This is a genomic window from Niabella agricola (assembly GCF_021538615.1).
GTDB classification, from domain to species: Bacteria; Bacteroidota; Bacteroidia; order Chitinophagales; family Chitinophagaceae; genus Niabella; species Niabella agricola.
The window spans coordinates 102,480-119,331 of sequence record NZ_JAJHIZ010000003.1 but is presented as its reverse complement, the minus strand read 5'-3'; the positions used below and the strand labels follow the sequence as shown (position 1 = coordinate 119,331).

The 16,852-nt window shown below is 43.9% G+C and carries 8 protein-coding genes; 7 read left to right on the top strand and 1 reads right to left on the bottom strand.

Annotated features, from left to right (window positions below):
* Nucleotides 1–62 precede the first annotated feature (62 nt).
* The gene (locus LL912_RS05830; RefSeq protein ID WP_235552639.1) at nt 63–1,718 is read left to right on the top strand and encodes an alpha-L-fucosidase; all 1,656 of its coding nucleotides are present in this window, start codon (nt 63–65) and stop codon (nt 1,716–1,718) included.
* Nucleotides 1,719–1,807: 89 nt separating this feature from the next.
* Nucleotides 1,808–2,143, top strand: a complete 336-nt coding sequence (locus LL912_RS05825; RefSeq protein WP_235552638.1) for an L-rhamnose mutarotase — start codon at nt 1,808–1,810, stop codon at nt 2,141–2,143.
* A gap of 34 nt (nt 2,144–2,177) precedes the next feature.
* On the opposite strand, the gene LL912_RS26080 is transcribed toward LL912_RS05825, so the two are convergent.
* Nucleotides 2,178–3,053, bottom strand: coding sequence for a helix-turn-helix domain-containing protein (locus tag LL912_RS26080; protein WP_235552637.1), 876 nt, complete (start codon nt 3,051–3,053; stop codon nt 2,178–2,180).
* Between the two features lie 506 nt (nt 3,054–3,559).
* On the opposite strand from LL912_RS26080, the gene LL912_RS05815 reads away from it, so the two are divergent.
* From LL912_RS05815 to LL912_RS05795, 5 genes are all read left to right on the top strand, one after another.
* A complete protein-coding gene (locus LL912_RS05815; RefSeq protein ID WP_235552636.1) occupies nt 3,560–6,040 on the top strand; it encodes a glycoside hydrolase family 95 protein in 2,481 nt (826 codons plus the stop codon).
* Between the two features lie 961 nt (nt 6,041–7,001).
* Nucleotides 7,002–8,405 carry a glycosyl hydrolase family 28 protein gene (locus tag LL912_RS05810; RefSeq protein ID WP_235552635.1) on the top strand — a complete coding sequence of 468 codons (1,404 nt, stop codon included), beginning with the start codon at nt 7,002–7,004 and terminating at the stop codon, nt 8,403–8,405.
* A 152-nt stretch (nt 8,406–8,557) separates the two neighbouring features.
* Complete coding sequence (locus LL912_RS26075; protein ID WP_235552634.1) at nt 8,558–10,717, top strand: family 43 glycosylhydrolase; 2,160 nt, start codon at nt 8,558–8,560, stop codon at nt 10,715–10,717.
* 13 nt (nt 10,718–10,730) lie between these two features.
* Nucleotides 10,731–12,335 carry a glycoside hydrolase family 43 protein gene (locus LL912_RS05800; protein ID WP_235552633.1) on the top strand — a complete coding sequence of 535 codons (1,605 nt, stop codon included), beginning with the start codon at nt 10,731–10,733 and terminating at the stop codon, nt 12,333–12,335.
* A 261-nt stretch (nt 12,336–12,596) separates the two neighbouring features.
* Complete coding sequence (locus tag LL912_RS05795; protein WP_235552632.1) at nt 12,597–16,838, top strand: hybrid sensor histidine kinase/response regulator transcription factor; 4,242 nt, start codon at nt 12,597–12,599, stop codon at nt 16,836–16,838.
* Nucleotides 16,839–16,852 lie beyond the last annotated feature (14 nt).

Genomic DNA, 16,852 nt, shown 5'->3' with positions numbered 1-16,852 from the left:
CAAATCGCTCTCATTTAAGAATGAATGGAAGGTGAAATACGAATCAACGCATATTGATAATTATGAACAGACGCTTATTAATTAAACAGATGGGAATGGTATTCTCCGCTCTTGCTGCTTCGGATCTGAGTAAAGCAGGTGGTTTTTTTAATGACCTGTCTGGAAATGAAAAAATATTGACCGGTCCATTTAAACCTACCTGGCAATCGCTGCAGGGTTATAAAGTACCCGATTGGTACCGCAATGCCAAGTTTGGTATCTGGGCACATTGGGGGCCGCAATGCCAACCCGAAGCCGGAGATTGGTATGCCAGAGGAATGTATGAAGAGGGCAGTCATCAATATAAGTATCATTTACAGAAATACGGGCATCCATCTAAATTTGGTTTCAAAGATGTAATTAACGAGTGGAAGGCTGATCAATGGAATCCGGAGGAATTGGTGGCGCTTTATAAGAATGCAGGTGCGAAGTACTTTTTTGCAATGGCCAATCATCACGACAATCTTGACTTATATGATTCAAAATATCAGCAGAGCTGGAATGCTCTAAAAGTAGGCCCAAAGAAAGATATTATCGGAGGCTGGGCTAAAGCAGCTAAAAATAACAGCCTGCCTTTCGGATGTAGTATTCATGCGGCGCATGCCTGGCGCTGGTTTGAAACGGCACAGCGGCATGATAAAAACGGGGATTTTGCCGGGATTCCTTACGATGGCAACCTTACCCGGAAGGACGGGAAGGGAAAATGGTGGGAGGGGCTGGATCCACAGGAGCTGTATGCGCAAAATCACCCGCTGAGCAAGGATAGCTGGAACAACGGCTCTATACACGGGCAATGGCATTGGGGTGAAGGAGTGTACCCGCCTTCAAAAGCGTACATGGAAAAATTTGTCAATAGAACCATTCAGCTGATCAATAAATACGAGCCCGATTTACTTTACTTCGACGATTCCCAGTTGCCTTTTTGGCCCATTAGCGATGCGGGATTGCGTATTGCTGCCCATCATTACAATAAAAGCTTAAAAAAGTATGGTGAACTCCGGGCGGTGGTAAACGGTAAGATCCTTGATGAAAACCAACGTAGGGCATTGGTTTGGGATATTGAACGGGGACAGGCGAATGATATATTGCCGGATGTATGGCAAACAGATACCTGTTTGGGAAACTGGCATTATGATCGATCGGTTTTTGACAGAAAAGCGTACAAAACTCCGGAGATGGTGGTACAAACGTTGGTGGATGTTGTTAGTAAGAACGGCAATTATTTACTAAATGTGCCTGTTCGCGGAGATGGGAGCATAGATGAACTGGAACGTAAGATCGTTGGCGAAATTACGGGATGGATGAAATTAAATAGCGAAAGTATTTACGACACACGGCCGTGGAACATTTATGGCGAAGGGCCATCTACACAGAATCAGGCGAAACTAAACGGACAAGGTTTTAATGAGGGAAAAATAAAGTTTTCAGCGGCAGATATCCGTTTTACACAAAAAGGGCAAACCTTGTATGCTACCATCATGAAGTGGCCTGAAGACAGAACGGTGTTGATCAAAAACCTCGGGTCAATGTCACCTTTATATCCGCAGAAAGTCAACCAGGTTACCTGGCTTGATTCGGGGGTGTCCTTGGAGTTTGAAAAACAGCAGGACGGGTTATGGGTTAAGTTTCCGGAAAGACCCCCTCAATTTGCTTACGCTAATGTTTTAAAAATTGTTTAATTATCTGTATAACTGGTTTTTGCCCGCCTTCATATTGCTGCAAACATTGTAGGGTTAAAACCCGTAGTCAGAGCGCTTGTGTACATAAAATGAAAAGATATTGCCTGGCCCTTGATCTTAAGGACGACCCTGAGCTTATTGCGGAATATGAACAATGGCATCTGCCTGAAAATAGCTGGCCTGAAATTGGCGACAGTATCAGGGCATCGGGTATTCATTCCATGGAAATTTACAGAACGGGTACCCGCCTGTTTATGATCATGGAAACTTCCGATCGGTTCGATCCCGGAAAAAAAGCGGAGCAAGACGCCTCAAACCCGTTTGTACAGCGGTGGGAGGATTTGATGAGCCGGTTTCAGCAACCCTTGCCCTGGGCGGCGGCAGGTGAAAAGTGGGTGAAGATGCAGAAAATATTTCAGTTATAAGTTTGTTTAAAAACTGCGGATGGTTGATACGGTCTTAAATGAAATGATTGTTATTGCAGTATTCGGTAGGTGTTTGATTGGTGATCTTTTTAAAAACCCGGAAAAAATAAGGCAGGTTTTGAAAACCGGTTTCCTCTGCTATTTGGGCAAAGGTTAGGTGCTTCGTCATCATCAGGTATTGTGCTCTTTCAATTCTTTTGCTGTGAAGATATTCCAGGGGTCTTTCTCCTGTATGTTTCAAAAATATCCGGGAGAAATAGTCAGTTTGCAGGTTTGCTCTTTTTGACAACTGTTGTACGGTAATCGGCGAGGCCAGGTTGATCTGGATGTATTGCATAGCATCCAGTATAACTGAAGGGATGGCTGACGGATGATCCTGCTGCCGGTCTGCCGGCGATAAAAATCTTGAAAGCAGCTGCAGCAGTATGCCCTGTGTTTCCATAAAAACATCCAGGGGTTGTTCGTTGTTTAGCTTTTGATATTCCCTGTAGAAGACATTTTGCTCATATACCTTCGGGTTATCGGACCGGTATATCTTCCTGTGGGGATTGATTTTTAACAGTTGTTTAAAACATGCAGCCGTCAGATCGTTGGCCTTGATTTTAACAGGGCTGCGGCGATGCTGGAATAGAGAAATACCCGAAGCGGAGTCTTCAAAAAGATGTATAAAGTACTGGCTTAGTTTTTCGGCACACTCCAGGTTACAAAGCGTAAAGCTGGGGATAATATACAGGTAGCCGCTTTCCAGTCTTATTTTCCTGAAGTTACCGGAGATATAACCTTCACCCTCGTCAATATAATAAATCCGGATATACGGGCTGATCACATTCTGGTAATTCCATTTTTTATCAAGTATTACATGATCTACATGTAAAAGTGAGTAATTATGGGTTAAAACTCTTCTGGCCACCTTTATAAAGTTAAATGATAGTCGGATTTGTATATTGGAAAGTCGTTTCAATATACCCGCAAAAAAAAAGCACCCTGTAAATTTACGTTCTTATAAAGGTACTAAGTATACGTTTAGCGATGACTTGCATTTTTTTTCTTGTTATAGTGGTTCATACAATGGCGGGTTTATTGAAGTTGCCGGGAATCAGGGTTGTGAAATTTCCTGAAGCTTTTCCGGGTTACTGTATGGTACTGTTCCTGTGTTCTGTTTATCGCGCCATGATCAGGTAATAAGTGGAGTAAGGTAAACGGTGGATGGTGATAAATTTATTACCCGGAAATTCAGGAAGTGTTGGGGAAGGGGTAGGAACAACCTGATAATAATGGCCGGTGTTACTATAGCGCCTGATATTTGCGGAACATTTTCTGTAAGTTGCAACAAACACATAAACGGGCACTTACATTAATAAAAATGAGCCATAATGTTGATCGTTTATAAAGAAAACTGATTGAAAAATTGTTGAAATGAAAAAGAAGGATATAGTTGCTTTGTTTTCCATGTTTGCCATGCTGGTAGCTAAACCGGGAAATGCACAACCGCTTAAGCTATGGTATGGCAAACCTGCAACGCAATGGGTAGAAGCGTTGCCCGTAGGTAATGGGAGAATTGGTGCTATGGTTTTTGGCGGGGTGGAAAATGAACTATTGCAGCTTAATGAGAGTTCGTTATATAGCGGGGGACCATTGCCAAAGCAGATTGCTCCCGGGGCTTCTGAATACTTACCTGAAATACGAAAAGCGCTGTTAGAAAATGAAGATTATGGGACGGCTGACCAGCTGACAAGAAAAATGCAGGGACCGTTTACCCAATCTTATATGCCCCTGGGCGATTTGAAAATAACCCAAAATTTTGGAGGTAAAAGCGCTACAGCCTATTACCGCGATCTCGATATAGAAAGCGCCGTTGCAACCACCAGGTTTCAAGTGGACAATATTGTATACACCCGCGAGGTATTTGCTTCAGCGCCGGCAAACGTAATGGTCGTTAAAATTACAGCCAGTAAACCCGGCGCGCTTACATTTAATGTTAGCGCTGTCAGTCCCCTGCAGTCTTCCCAGGCTATGTTTAAAAATGATGAACTGGTGCTAACCGGCAAAGCTCCTGCACATGTGGATCCCAGCTATTATAACCCCAAAGACCGCGAGCACATTATTCAGGCTGATACCTCAGGTTGCAGTGGGATGCGCTTCCAGGCCAGGTTAAAAGTAGTAACCAATACAGGCACTGTAAAGCAGGAAGGCGGGGAACTGGCGGTTAAAAATGCCACCGAAGTCGTATTGTATTTTACAGCGGCAACCAGTTTTAATGGATTCGATAAATGCCCTGATAGCGAGGGGAAAGATGAAAAAGCCCTTTCTCAATCTTATTTGGCGGGCGCTTTAAAAACCGGTTATAGACAACTGTTGCAGCAACACCTGGCTGATTATAGAAAATACTTTAACAGGGTGTCATTAACGCTTGCCGATAGTTTGGGAAACAATAACCCGCAGGCAACGTTGCCATCAGACCGGCGGTTGCTCAACTATTCGAATGGCGCCTCGGATCCTTTTCTGGAAACATTGTATTTTCAGTATGGCAGGTATCTGCTGATTTCCAGCAGCCGTCCCGGATCTCCGCCCGCCAACTTACAGGGCATCTGGAATAAGGAACTGAGGGCTCCCTGGAGTTCTAACTACACCATCAATATCAATACGCAGATGAATTATTGGCCGGCGGAGCTCACCAATCTTTCTGAAATGCATCAGCCCTTGCTCGACTTTTTAAAAGACCTGTCTGTAACCGGTACCCGCACCGCCAGGGAATTTTATGGTGCAAGAGGATGGGCGGCCAATCACAACTCAGATATATGGGCGCTTTCGAATCCGGTAGGAGATTTTGGTAAAGGCGATCCCGTTTGGGCCAATTGGCCATTGGGCGGCGCCTGGCTGGTCCGGCACTTGTGGGAGCACTATAATTATACCGGTGATAAAGTGTTCTTAAAGAAAACGGCATATCCTTTAATGAGGGGGGCCGCAGCGTTTATGTTCGATTGGCTGGTACCAGATGGAAACGGATATTGGGTTACCGCCCCTTCGGTATCGCCTGAAAACAGGTTCAAAGATGCAAAAGGCAAATCTCAAAGTGTTTCTGTAGCCTCAACAATGGATATGGCGATTATTTGGGATCTTTTTACCAATATAGCAGCGGCCTCTAAAATACTGGGCACCGATAAAGCGTTCAGGGACTCCGTTCTGGAGAAGCGCTCAAAGCTGTTTCCTATGCAGGTAGGAAAAAAAGGACAGCTATTGGAATGGTATAAAGAGTTTGAGGAAACGGATCCGCAGCACCGGCATGTTTCACATTTGTTTGGGCTTTACCCCGGGTACCAGATAACAGCCGATGGGACGCCTGGATTTTTTGAGGCTTCAAAGAAAACATTGCAAGTCCGCGGAGACGAGGGTACCGGATGGAGCCGTGGGTGGAAGATCAACTGGTGGGCCCGTTTACAGGATGGGAATCATGCTTATTACCTGGTGAGGCAGCTACTGAAGTATACGGATAACGGGAAATTGGATATGCATAAAGGAGGCGGAACCTATCCTAATTTTTTTGATGCGCACCCACCTTTTCAGATAGATGGAAATTTCGCAGGAACTGCAGGAATGGCAGAGATGTTATTGCAAAGTCATTCAGGATTGATTCATTTATTGCCTGCATTACCCCAGGCCTGGGCAAAGGGCAGTGTCCGGGGCTTAAAAGCCCGGGGTGGTTTTGAAGTAGATATGAAATGGCAAAATGGTAACATTGAACAGGCTCAGATCAAATCCCTGAATGGCAACCAATGTGTTATCAGGTCAGCAAGGCCATTGAAAATAGCCGCAACGGGTGAGGCCGCTCAAAAGGAGGGGGCATTTTATGTGCTGAGATTTAAAACAAAGCCTGGTGGCATTTATCTTTTAATCTGAAAAGGAACCTTTGTAGAGCGTACGTACCGCTTTTGCGATAAATAATGTTGTTGCAGCTCCAATTACCTGCACACGAAGGCTACCGGATTATAGATAGGAACCCTTAAAGAGCCTTCCCGGTCAGGCTTTCAATGATCTTAAATGATAGCAGAAAATTTTTTCCGGCAATCTTTATGCCCGGTTTGGATGCATAAATAATGAAGACAGCTATCGGGTGCGTTCATAGACAGGTTCTGTAAAGCCTTCAGCAGGATTGGTAGCTGCAGCTTTTTTTTTAGATTGCAAGGGAGAAAAGCAAAAATGATATTTTACCCCCCTTTTTTTGACAGTTACCCCCTCTCAGACGCTTGAATATCATTCTAAATTGCAGCAACGATCTTTGTATAATATGCAGCAACGATAGTCTGGTCAACGTACCATTCATGCCATTTGAGAAAAAATCAGGATTGCGCATTGCCTTGGTATCGAATAATGTCATTTATAACCAGCATCTTTTCTTAAGGCCAGATAGTTTATGAATCTTTTTAATGGGTTGCTGCTTTTGCAAAATGTATTTTGAAAAATAATCTAATAACGAGTCCTTGCTAAAGTCAAGTTTTTGATGTATGATCAAAAGAAAATTTCACCTGTCTGGAAAAGTGTTGTTGGTGCTGCTACTGGTCATTCTTAAGGTCTCTTTCCTGTTCGGACAAATTGTCAGGAATACAGCCAGGTTAGCTTCTTTTGCAGATTCGCTGATGCAATCCAATAAGGTTGAGCTACCTTTTGGCCAGGAAACCAGGAACCGATCCTTGCAGTCCATATCGACCGTACAGAGGCTCAACAGCGGAACCGGTAAAATTACTCCTATATATCGGCACCTCATATAATGGGTTCCATGAATATGGGGTTGGCCGGGAATAGGGATTTTACTTCGGACCAGGTAGTGCAATCAATCGCGGGCAATTATTATTATACGAGCATGAAAAGGACAATCATATTAGGGTTTTTATTGACAGTGGTAGTGGGGGTGTTATCTGCACAGCAGCTTAAAGTATATCCGGTGCCCGCATCGATAGTGTACGGGCGGCATAACGATGACTTCACGGTACAGGTGCGTACACCCGGCGGAGAATGGCAGGACCTGTATGAATTTGACGTAAATGTAGATAATGATACCCGGTCAAAAGTTTCGATGGTTAGCTTTGATTTCGATAAAGAGGTGGAGCTGAAAGTAAGATTAAATAACGGCACCCTGCAAAAAGTTAAGATAAGGCCTGATAAAGCAGGTATCACTCCTGTCATTCAAGGCAACCAGTTTACATTCAGGCTCAAAAAACCTCAGAAACTTTCGGTAGAAGTGAATGGTAATAAACTGAACAACCTGCACGTTATTGCCAATGCCATGGTAAAAGATGCTCCTTCGCCCAACGATAAGAATGTAATGTATTTCGGACCTGGCGTTCATAAGCCGGGAGATATTCCAGGTGATGTTTTCGTGATTCCATCCAATACAACGGTGTATATTGACGGGGGCGCATTGATACAGGGGAAGCTGCTTTGCAATAAAGTAGAAAATGTAAAAATTATAGGCAGGGGGATTATCGACCAGGGAGTCAGAGGTGTGGAAATTACCCACTCCCGGAATATTACAGTAGAAGGGATAAAAATAATCAACCCCAGGCATTATTCTATTTACCTGGGCGGTTCTCAAAATGTTACCATTAAAGATGTTACCGCTTTTAGTTTGGGATCCTGGACAGACGGAATTGATATGATGAGTTGTTCTGATGTTACTATTGATGACGTTTTCCTGCGTACTTCAGATGACTGTATTGCTATTTATGCGCATCGCTGGAGCTTTTTTGGAAATACAACGAATGTACGCGTGAGCAATGCCATTCTGTGGGCCGATATTGCGCATCCCGTTAATATAGGTGTGCATGGAAATGTGCAGGAGGAGGGCGATACGATCAGTAACCTGACTTTTAGAAACATTGATATACTGGAACATGACGAAGACGATAGAAGTGCCCAGGGAACAATGGCGATTACTTCCGGGGATAAAAATTATATCAGTAATATACTTTTTGAAGAAGTGCGGATAGATGAAATTGAAGAAGGACAGCTGTTTAGTTTAAAAGTGGTGCTGGATCCCAAATATGGAAACGGTGCAGGCCGCTCTATAGAGCATGTGACCTTTAAAAATATTTTTTACAAAGGTACGCTGCCTAACCCATCTGTGGTTACTGGGTATGATGCGCAAAGAAAGATCCGTAATATACTTTTAAAGAACTTTAATATAAATGGGAAAATAATGCTGAACCCGGAACAGGCAAATATGAAGGTGGGGCCGTATACGGAAGGACTGCGTTTTGAAAGATAAAAGGAACAAAAAATAAAATGCCGGCAAAAAGTAAAAAGCATATAAACTGGTTATACGATCCTAAAGGGGTCAGTAAAGTTTTATTATTGGTTATCGTTGCGATCGGCGTTCACTTGGGCTGCTGTAGTCAACCTTACCAGATACCCCGGCATGTGAAACGTATTGTTTTTATTGGTGACAGTATTACCTGCCAGGGCCAATATATTTCCAATATCGACGCATTCCTTAGCCTGAAATATCCTTACAAACAATACGAATTGATGAACCTGGGGGTACCAGGCGAAACGGTATTCGGGTCTTCAGAGCCGGAACATGCAGGTGGAAGCTCTGCGCGACCCGATGTACACACCAGGCTGCAAAAAATATTAACACAGTTAAAGCCCGATCTGGTAGTGGCCTGTTATGGCATGAACGAGGGGGCTTATAAGCCTTTTAATGAAGAACGATTTCAAAAGTTTAAAGATGGGATCATACGGTTACATGACGCGGTGAAAAAATCCGGTGCCTCCATTATTCATGTAACACCCCCGGTTTATAATGGTAATATATATGGTAATGTGTTGGATACATATGCTGACTGGCTGATTAGCCAGCGGTACACTGCTGAATGGAACGTGATAGACATTTACGGGCCGATGAAACGCTATTTGGAGAACAAACGCAAAGAGCCGGCGTTGCCAGTGGCCAAAGAGGCTATGCATCCCGGAGAGGATTGGCATTTTATTATTTCCAAGGAAATACTGTTATCATTAGGCCAAAAAGAACTGGCCAAGGCCGGTAGTATACAGGATGCGCTGTATTTTGTGCCGGAGCACGATACCATCATGAAGCTGGTCCGTCAACGCCAGGAGATTTTAAAAGATGCGTGGCTGAACCATATGGGATTTAACAGCGCGGGGATGAATAAAGGAAGGCCTGTAGGGGAAGCAATTGCCCGGGCAGCTGTTATAAGCCGGCAGATTACGCATTTCCGGCAGGTGCCGCCGCCTAACCCTTTTGGCCATGCATTGATACCCGATATGATTGCCGATGCCAGCATTCAGGTAATAAATGGCAGTTTTTACTGCTACGCTACCACCGATGGATATGATAATGGATTGAAGACTTCCGGTCCGCCGGTGGTATGGAAATCTGAAGATTTTGTAAACTGGCGTTTTTCTGGTTGCTTATTTCCTTCAGCTTTTGGTCATAAGTATTGGGCTCCCAGTGCAGCTATTGCAGCGCATGGCAAATATTTCCTGTATCCGACTATTAACGGGTTTATGTATGCCGCTGTTGCAGATAAGCCGGAAGGACCCTTTAAGCTGGCTACAGGAAAAGATACATTCTATCTGCCCTATACACCGGCTACATTATTAAAATCGGGAGAGGGCAAGCCACCCCATGGCATCGATGCCGAAATTTTTGTAGATGATGATAAGCAGGCCTATATCTACTGGCAGCTTCGCAAGGCGGCTAAACTTCATGCGGATATGGTTACCGTCGATTCCGCTATCACAATGATTAAAACGCCGCATACGGTATATTCTGAAGGCCCCATTTTCTTTAAGCGAAAGGGTATTTATTATTATTTATATACGGTGGGCGGCGCTGAAAAATACCAGTATGCTTATGTGATGGGCCATCATTCCCCCCTTGGTCCTTTTACCGCGCCCACTGGCAGCAATATTATTTCAACCACCGATTATAAGCGCCATATATTTGGGCCGGGGCATGGTTCGGTATTCAATATACCCGGAACCGACGATTATTATTTCGCTTATCTGGAGTTTGGCCGGGGGAGTACCAACCGCCAAACTTATGTCAACAAACTCGGGTTTAATGCAGATGGTACGATACATCCCGTAAGCCTTACAATGGAAGGGGTAGGCGCATTAAAAAAAACAAAAAGCCTGCACTCTTTACCTGTTGCTGACGTATTTGCATCCAGTGTTCGCCCCAACCTGGTTATTAAACCGGAAGGTGATACACTTTTCAGACGTACCGAATCGTTTGCACCCCAATTTGCCACGGATGGCGCCAATGGTTCCCGCTGGATGCCCGCATCTGGTGATACGGCCAGCTGGCTTATGATGGATTTAGGCAAAGTGCAGCCGGTAAAACGCAGCGATGTTTACTTTGTGCGCCCTACGGCCGGGCATGCTTATATTTTAGAATACAGCGTTGATGCTGATAACTGGATACCCTGCGGTGGACATGCCGATTTGAAAACGCAATCCCCTCATACAGATCAGGTAAAAATAAAGGCCCGTTATTTACGGGTCCGTATCACCGGTGGTGTAAAAGGCATTTGGGAGTGGAACCTGTATTAAAATAAAAAAGCGGATGAAAAAAATATTGCTGGTTATAATATATGTACAATTGATAGCGTATAGCCTTTCAGCGCAGTTTACGGATAAATGGGGTGATCGGGGTAATGGCACTTATGTGAATCCCGTGCTGCCCGGGGATTTTAGCGATCTGGATGCAATAAAAGTGGGTAATGACTTTTACGCCATTTCATCTACCATGCAATTTTCACCAGGCATGGCAGTGCTGCATTCCAGAGACCTGGTTAACTGGCAGATAATAGGGCATGTTGCAGATGATTTAACCCGTATTAGCTCCAGCCTGAACTGGGATAAAATGAATAGTTATGGTAAGGGCGTCTGGGCTGGTTCGATACGCTACTATAAGGAAAGATTCTGGGTGTACTTTGGTACCCCCGACGATGGTTTCTTCATGAGCTCGGCAACCAATCCGGCGGGGCCCTGGGAGCCTTTACATCGGTTATGGAATGTAAAAGGCTGGGACGATTGCTGCAGCTTTTGCGATGATGACGGGCAGTTATATTTTATCGCCACCCAATTCGCCCTGGATCCAAAAAACAACAGGAAATACAATATTCACCTGTTTAAGATGACACCGGACGGGAAACAACTGGTCATGGAGTCAGATACCATCATTTACCAGGCAAACGGCAGCGAAGCTAACAAACTTTACAAGATTAATGGCTTGTATTACCATTACTTCAGCCAGGTTACTTCTGAAGGGCGTGTCATTATGATGCAACGCTCTAATAATATAAATGGCCCCTGGGAAGTCAAACAACTGAATCATGTCGATAGTAAAACAGACAAAGAGCCGAACCAGGGAGGCCTTATACAGCTGGACAATAACCGGTGGTGGTTTTTTACACATCATGGCACCGGTAGCTGGGAGGGCCGGGCAGCAAGCCTCTTGCCGGTTCATTGGGTAAACGGTTGGCCCGTCATCGGAAAGGTTGGTGCGGATACCATCGGCAATATGGTATGGACCGGCCGGAAACCAATCCTGTCAAAATCAGCAAAGATTAAACTTCATACAAGTGATGACTTTTCAGCACAAAAGCTATTACCGCAATGGGAGTGGAACTATCAGCCTCGTGCCGACAAATGGTCATTAACCCAACGCAACGGATTTTTACGTTTATATGCCTTTCAGCCGTTGAATCCAAAAGATACACGAAATATTATATTGCGGGCGGGAAATACGCTTACACAGCGTAGCTTACGCACGACGTCCAACACCGTAACGGTTAAATTAGATATCAGGTCAATGGCTGACGGTCAGTATGCAGGCATTACGCATTTTTCTACCACATCTCACAACTTGCTGGGCGTCAAAAGGGAGCGGGGGGTGCGCCGGTTGTTTTTTAGACAGAATAATGTTGATACAACTGGAATTATCCTTCCTGGTCAATATATTTGGCTGCGATCTCATTGGGATCTTAACGGGGAAAATGTATATGCCTATAGCCTGGATGGCAAAAAATTCGAGGGTTTTGGAGGTAGGTCAACATTAACATGGGGCAGCTATCGCGGAGACAGGATCGGTGTTTTTAATTACAACGTAAAAGAGGAAAGTGGTTTTATTGATGTGGATTATTTTAATTATCAGTACTCCAACTAATACAATAATCATGCACCATTGCAGGGTGGATGCATGAATATTGGGCCACGGGGATAAGATGTGTGTTTTAATATTCGGAATGATAATATCACTAATGCGCCTGTGGCGCCTATTCGTGCATCCGGGGCATTAAATCCTGCAAAAAATAAATTTACGCGTCAGTTCCGGTACTCATTGCCGGTTGTTTCAAAAAGCTGCAAAAAAAATATTATTATTGGTGATCTTATTGAAGGTATGTTTCGGTTTTATAAAGCCTGTTTATTGTTGATTTGTTTATGCGTTACCAAGCTCAACGCTCAGTTGGTCATTAGTAAGCTGGGGGTAAGAGAAGGGCTGTCCAACGAAACGGTTCGTTCTATTTTTCAGGATAGCAAAGGATTTATGTGGTTTGGAACACTTGACGGGCTCAATCGTTTTGACGGATACGATTTTAAGACCTATCATAATGTTTTTGGGGATAGTTCCTCTTTATTGAGTAACGTAGTATATGGAGTGACCGAAGATCGAGTTGGAAATATTTGGCTGGCAACGAGATTGGGTGTGTGCCGGCTTAACCGCTTATACGACAAATTTGCTACCGTTTACTATCGAAAGCCCGGAACCCTGCAATCTGTCAGACTCGACAGGGAGGTTATCAAAACGATTTCTTGTGATCGTTTTAATAATATTCTGATAGCTTCGGAGCTGAGAGGGTTGATGATTTGTGGTAATGCTTCCACAACAGCAATCCAGGTTCCGCTTACAGACAGCCGGAATGCCGCACTGTACAATTATGGAGTACAGGCTTTGTGTTACGACAGATACGGCCGCACCCTGGTTTTTGTTCAGGATAAAGGCCTTTATATGCTTGACTATGAAAGTAACAAGCTGAAGTTATTAAATGCGGGGCTCGGGTATGTAAACGGGATGCTGGCGGATGCTGATAATATATGGATGGCTACCAATGATGGCGTTTATTGTTATAGCCTGGATAACAATGCTTTTACTGCTGTGTTTAATACGGGCAATGGCAAAATACAGTCAAACCTGGTTTTTGCGCTGGCATCAGATAACCAGCAATCTGTTTATGTGGCAACGATGGGCGCGGGCCTTTACATCTATGACAAGGCAACCGGCAAAATGGAACGCATTAGCGGCGGCGATAGCAAAACCGATCTGACAAGTAGTGGTATTTACTCATTATTTGTTGATGAAGGAGCAAGGGTATGGCTGGGAACAAGAAGAGGCGGTATCAATATAGTGGGCAAAGGGCGCAGGCAATTTCAAACGATCAGCCACGAGCCTGGTAATAAGCAAGGCCTTTCCGGGAATTTTATTACATCTGTAGCGGAGTCTTCCACAGGTACCTTATTTGTGGCTACCGAAGAAAATGGTTTAAATGTAAAAGAGCCTGGTGCCGATTACTTTGCCAATTACCAATTTAAACCAGGAGATGTAAATTCCATATCGAGTAATAATGTAAATAATATTACTATTGATCGTGGTGGAAATATATGGCTGGCCACTTATACAGATGGGATCTGCCGTTTTGAGCCTTCCACCCGGAAGTTTAAAAGATATATTGCTATTAATCCTGAGAAAAACCTGGAGAACAAGGTATTTAATACACTATATGAAGACCGGTCCGGAACACTCTGGGCGTCGGCTCTGAGGAGAGGCAATCATTTTGGTGCGTTGTACCGGTATAACCGATCGGCGGATAAATTCGAGATTTTTGACGATCGCCTTTCCGATTTATTCTCTTTGTTGGAAGACCGCCAGGGAAATTTCTGGGGGGGAGGTCTTACCGACCTGGTTAAAATTAATAAGAAAACCCGGCAACACGAATATTTTTACATAGGCCAGTTTATCAGAACCATTACAGATGATGGTCTCGGAAATCTTTGGCTGGGTACAGAAGGGGGCGGCCTTGTGTTATTTGATCGGGATAAGAAAAAGATTAAAGCACGCTATACCGTAGCCGAAGGGTTATCTAATAATAGTATTTTTTCAACCCTGCAGGACAACAACGGGAACCTGTGGTTAGGTACTTTTAACGGACTTTCCAGGTTTAATATCAGCAGCAGAAAGTTTAAGAATTTTTATAGAAGCGATGGATTACAAAGCGACCAGTTTCATTTTAACGCTGCCACTAAACTTAGATCAGGCGCTTTTGTGTTTGGGGGTATTAGCGGTTACAACGTGTTTTATCCGGATAGCATACATTTTTCCAGGCAAAAAGCACCTTTACGCCTCACCGCAATAAGTGTTGACGGAAGAAGACTTGAAAATACACCGGATTATATTATTGATGTATCCAACGGTACCCCCGGCGCTATTGCCGTTCCTTACGACCATGCAGTATTTTCATTCAGTTTTGCAGCGCTTGAGTATGCGGTTCCCAACAAAATATCTTATGCCTACTACATGGATGGGTGGGATAAAGGATGGAACTACAGCGGCCAGACCCGGACGGCAACCTATACACATCTCAGCGAAGGGCGTTACGTATTTCGGGTGAAAAGTACTAATGGCGATGGTAAATGGGTGGAAGAGATTGCCATACCGGTTCGGGTGTATCCTCCCTGGTACCGCAGTATCTGGGCTTATTTGTTTTATTTAAGCGTTTTCGTTGCATTATTCTATTTGTATATAAAATACCGCGCAAGGCAGGCGAAATTATTGTATGAGGTTACCCTGCAAAAGCTGGAGGTGCAGAATCAGAAAGCCGAACGGGACCGGGCAGCAGCCGAGCTGGCCCTCGAGAAGTCGGAGCACGAAAGATATGCTGCTGAATTGGCCAGTGAGCGAACGCAACGGGCTTTGGAGCGGTCTGAAAGAGAAGCTGAAAAAGCGATAGCCGATAAAGAAAAAGAAGTGGATGAACGAAGAGCGGCATTTTTTACGAATATATCCCATGAGTTTCGCACGCCGTTGTCTTTAATAATTAATCCTATTAAGGACATCCTTGATAAGGATGGGATTTTACCGGAGAAGGAAGAGCGCGAGCTAAAGATCGTTTATCGCAATGCAAAAAGGATGCTGAGTCTGACCAATCAGCTGCTGATGTTCAGAAGGGAAGAAACAGGCATGGACCGCATTTATCCTCAGCAGCTAAATCTCTCTGAACTTTGTAAAGATGTATATTTATGCTTTATTTATCAGGCCCGTCAAAAGGAACTCACTTACGAATTGATAAAGCAGGAAACACCGGTCTATATTTATGGCGACAGAGAAAAGCTGGAGATCGTATTTTATAACCTGTTGTCCAACGCATTAAAATATGCGCCCTATGGCGGCCAGGTATATTTTACGCTGAATGAATCGCCGGAGACAGTAACCGTAGGTGTTTCCGACAATGGTCCGGGAATACAGAGCAGTGCGCAGTTAAAGATCTTTGATAAATTCTACCAGGCTAGAGGTTTAGACAATGTTACGCAGCCGGGATTTGGTATTGGGCTTTACCTGGCCAAACAGTTTACCAACCTGCATGGAGGAAGTATTCAATACAGGAATAATGTGTCCGGAGGAAGTCTTTTCCTGGTGGAGCTCCGTAAGGGAATGAATCATTTTCCTAATGATCAGTTCGGTCAAATCAGCGCTTCAACCACTGAAAAAATATCTTTACTTGAAACGTTGAATGAAGAAACAAAAGAAGAGGATCGGGCGCCCATGCTTAGCGAAGTATCTAAACCTACCGAGCATGTTTTAGCTACCGATAAACAGTCTATCCTGGTTGTTGACGACGATGAAACCATCCGTGAATACCTGATCCTGCTATTTTCACCGATGTACCAGGTATACCAGGCAGTAAATGGCGACCAGGGATTTGAGTTAGCCGAACGGATATTTCCCGATATCATTATATCAGATATCATGATGGGAAATACCAACGGCATTAATTTGTGCAGCCAGATAAAGCAAAACCCTGCGCTGAGCCATATACCGGTAATCTTATTAACCGGCACAACCAGCGAAACAATAAAACTCGAAGGAGTGAGGGAAGGGGCCGATGATTACATAATGAAGCCCTTTGATAAAGATCTGCTGCTGGCCAGGGTTGAAAATCTCCTTAAAAACAGGAATAGTATGCAGCGCTACTTTTACAATGAAATAACGCTTCATAACCAGGATGCCAAAATACCTGAACAATACCGGCAGTTCCTGGAAACCTGTATAAAGGTTGTAGAAGATCATTTGGACGACGAACAATTCAGCAGCAGGAAACTGGCATCGGAGCTGGGTATGAGTTACTCCTCTATCACTAAGAAAGTAAAAGCGATTTCAGGACAATCTTTGAATAGTTTTATAAGGTTTATCAGGCTAAGAAAGGCCGCCAGGCTGTTTATTGATACCAATTATAATGTAAATGAAGTAGCCAACCTGGTAGGCATTTACGATGCCCGTTACTTTCGCGAACAGTTTAGCAGGCAGTTTAATATGAATCCATCCGATTTTATAAAAAAATACAGGAACTCTTTTTCAAATAAGTTTACCATAAACAGGGATATATTTAATCAATAAAAATCTTTGTTAGG

Excerpts from the sequence above, each read along its gene's own strand:
- LL912_RS05830 (WP_235552639.1), top strand. The coding sequence starts at position 63 with ATGAACAGACGCTTATTAATTAAACAGATGGGAATGGTATTCTCCGCT.
- LL912_RS05825 (WP_235552638.1), top strand. The coding sequence starts at position 1,808 with ATGAAAAGATATTGCCTGGCCCTTGATCTTAAGGACGACCCTGAGCTT.
- LL912_RS05815 (WP_235552636.1), top strand. The coding sequence starts at position 3,560 with ATGAAAAAGAAGGATATAGTTGCTTTGTTTTCCATGTTTGCCATGCTG.
- LL912_RS05810 (WP_235552635.1), top strand. The coding sequence starts at position 7,002 with ATGAAAAGGACAATCATATTAGGGTTTTTATTGACAGTGGTAGTGGGG.
- LL912_RS05800 (WP_235552633.1), top strand. The coding sequence starts at position 10,731 with ATGAAAAAAATATTGCTGGTTATAATATATGTACAATTGATAGCGTAT.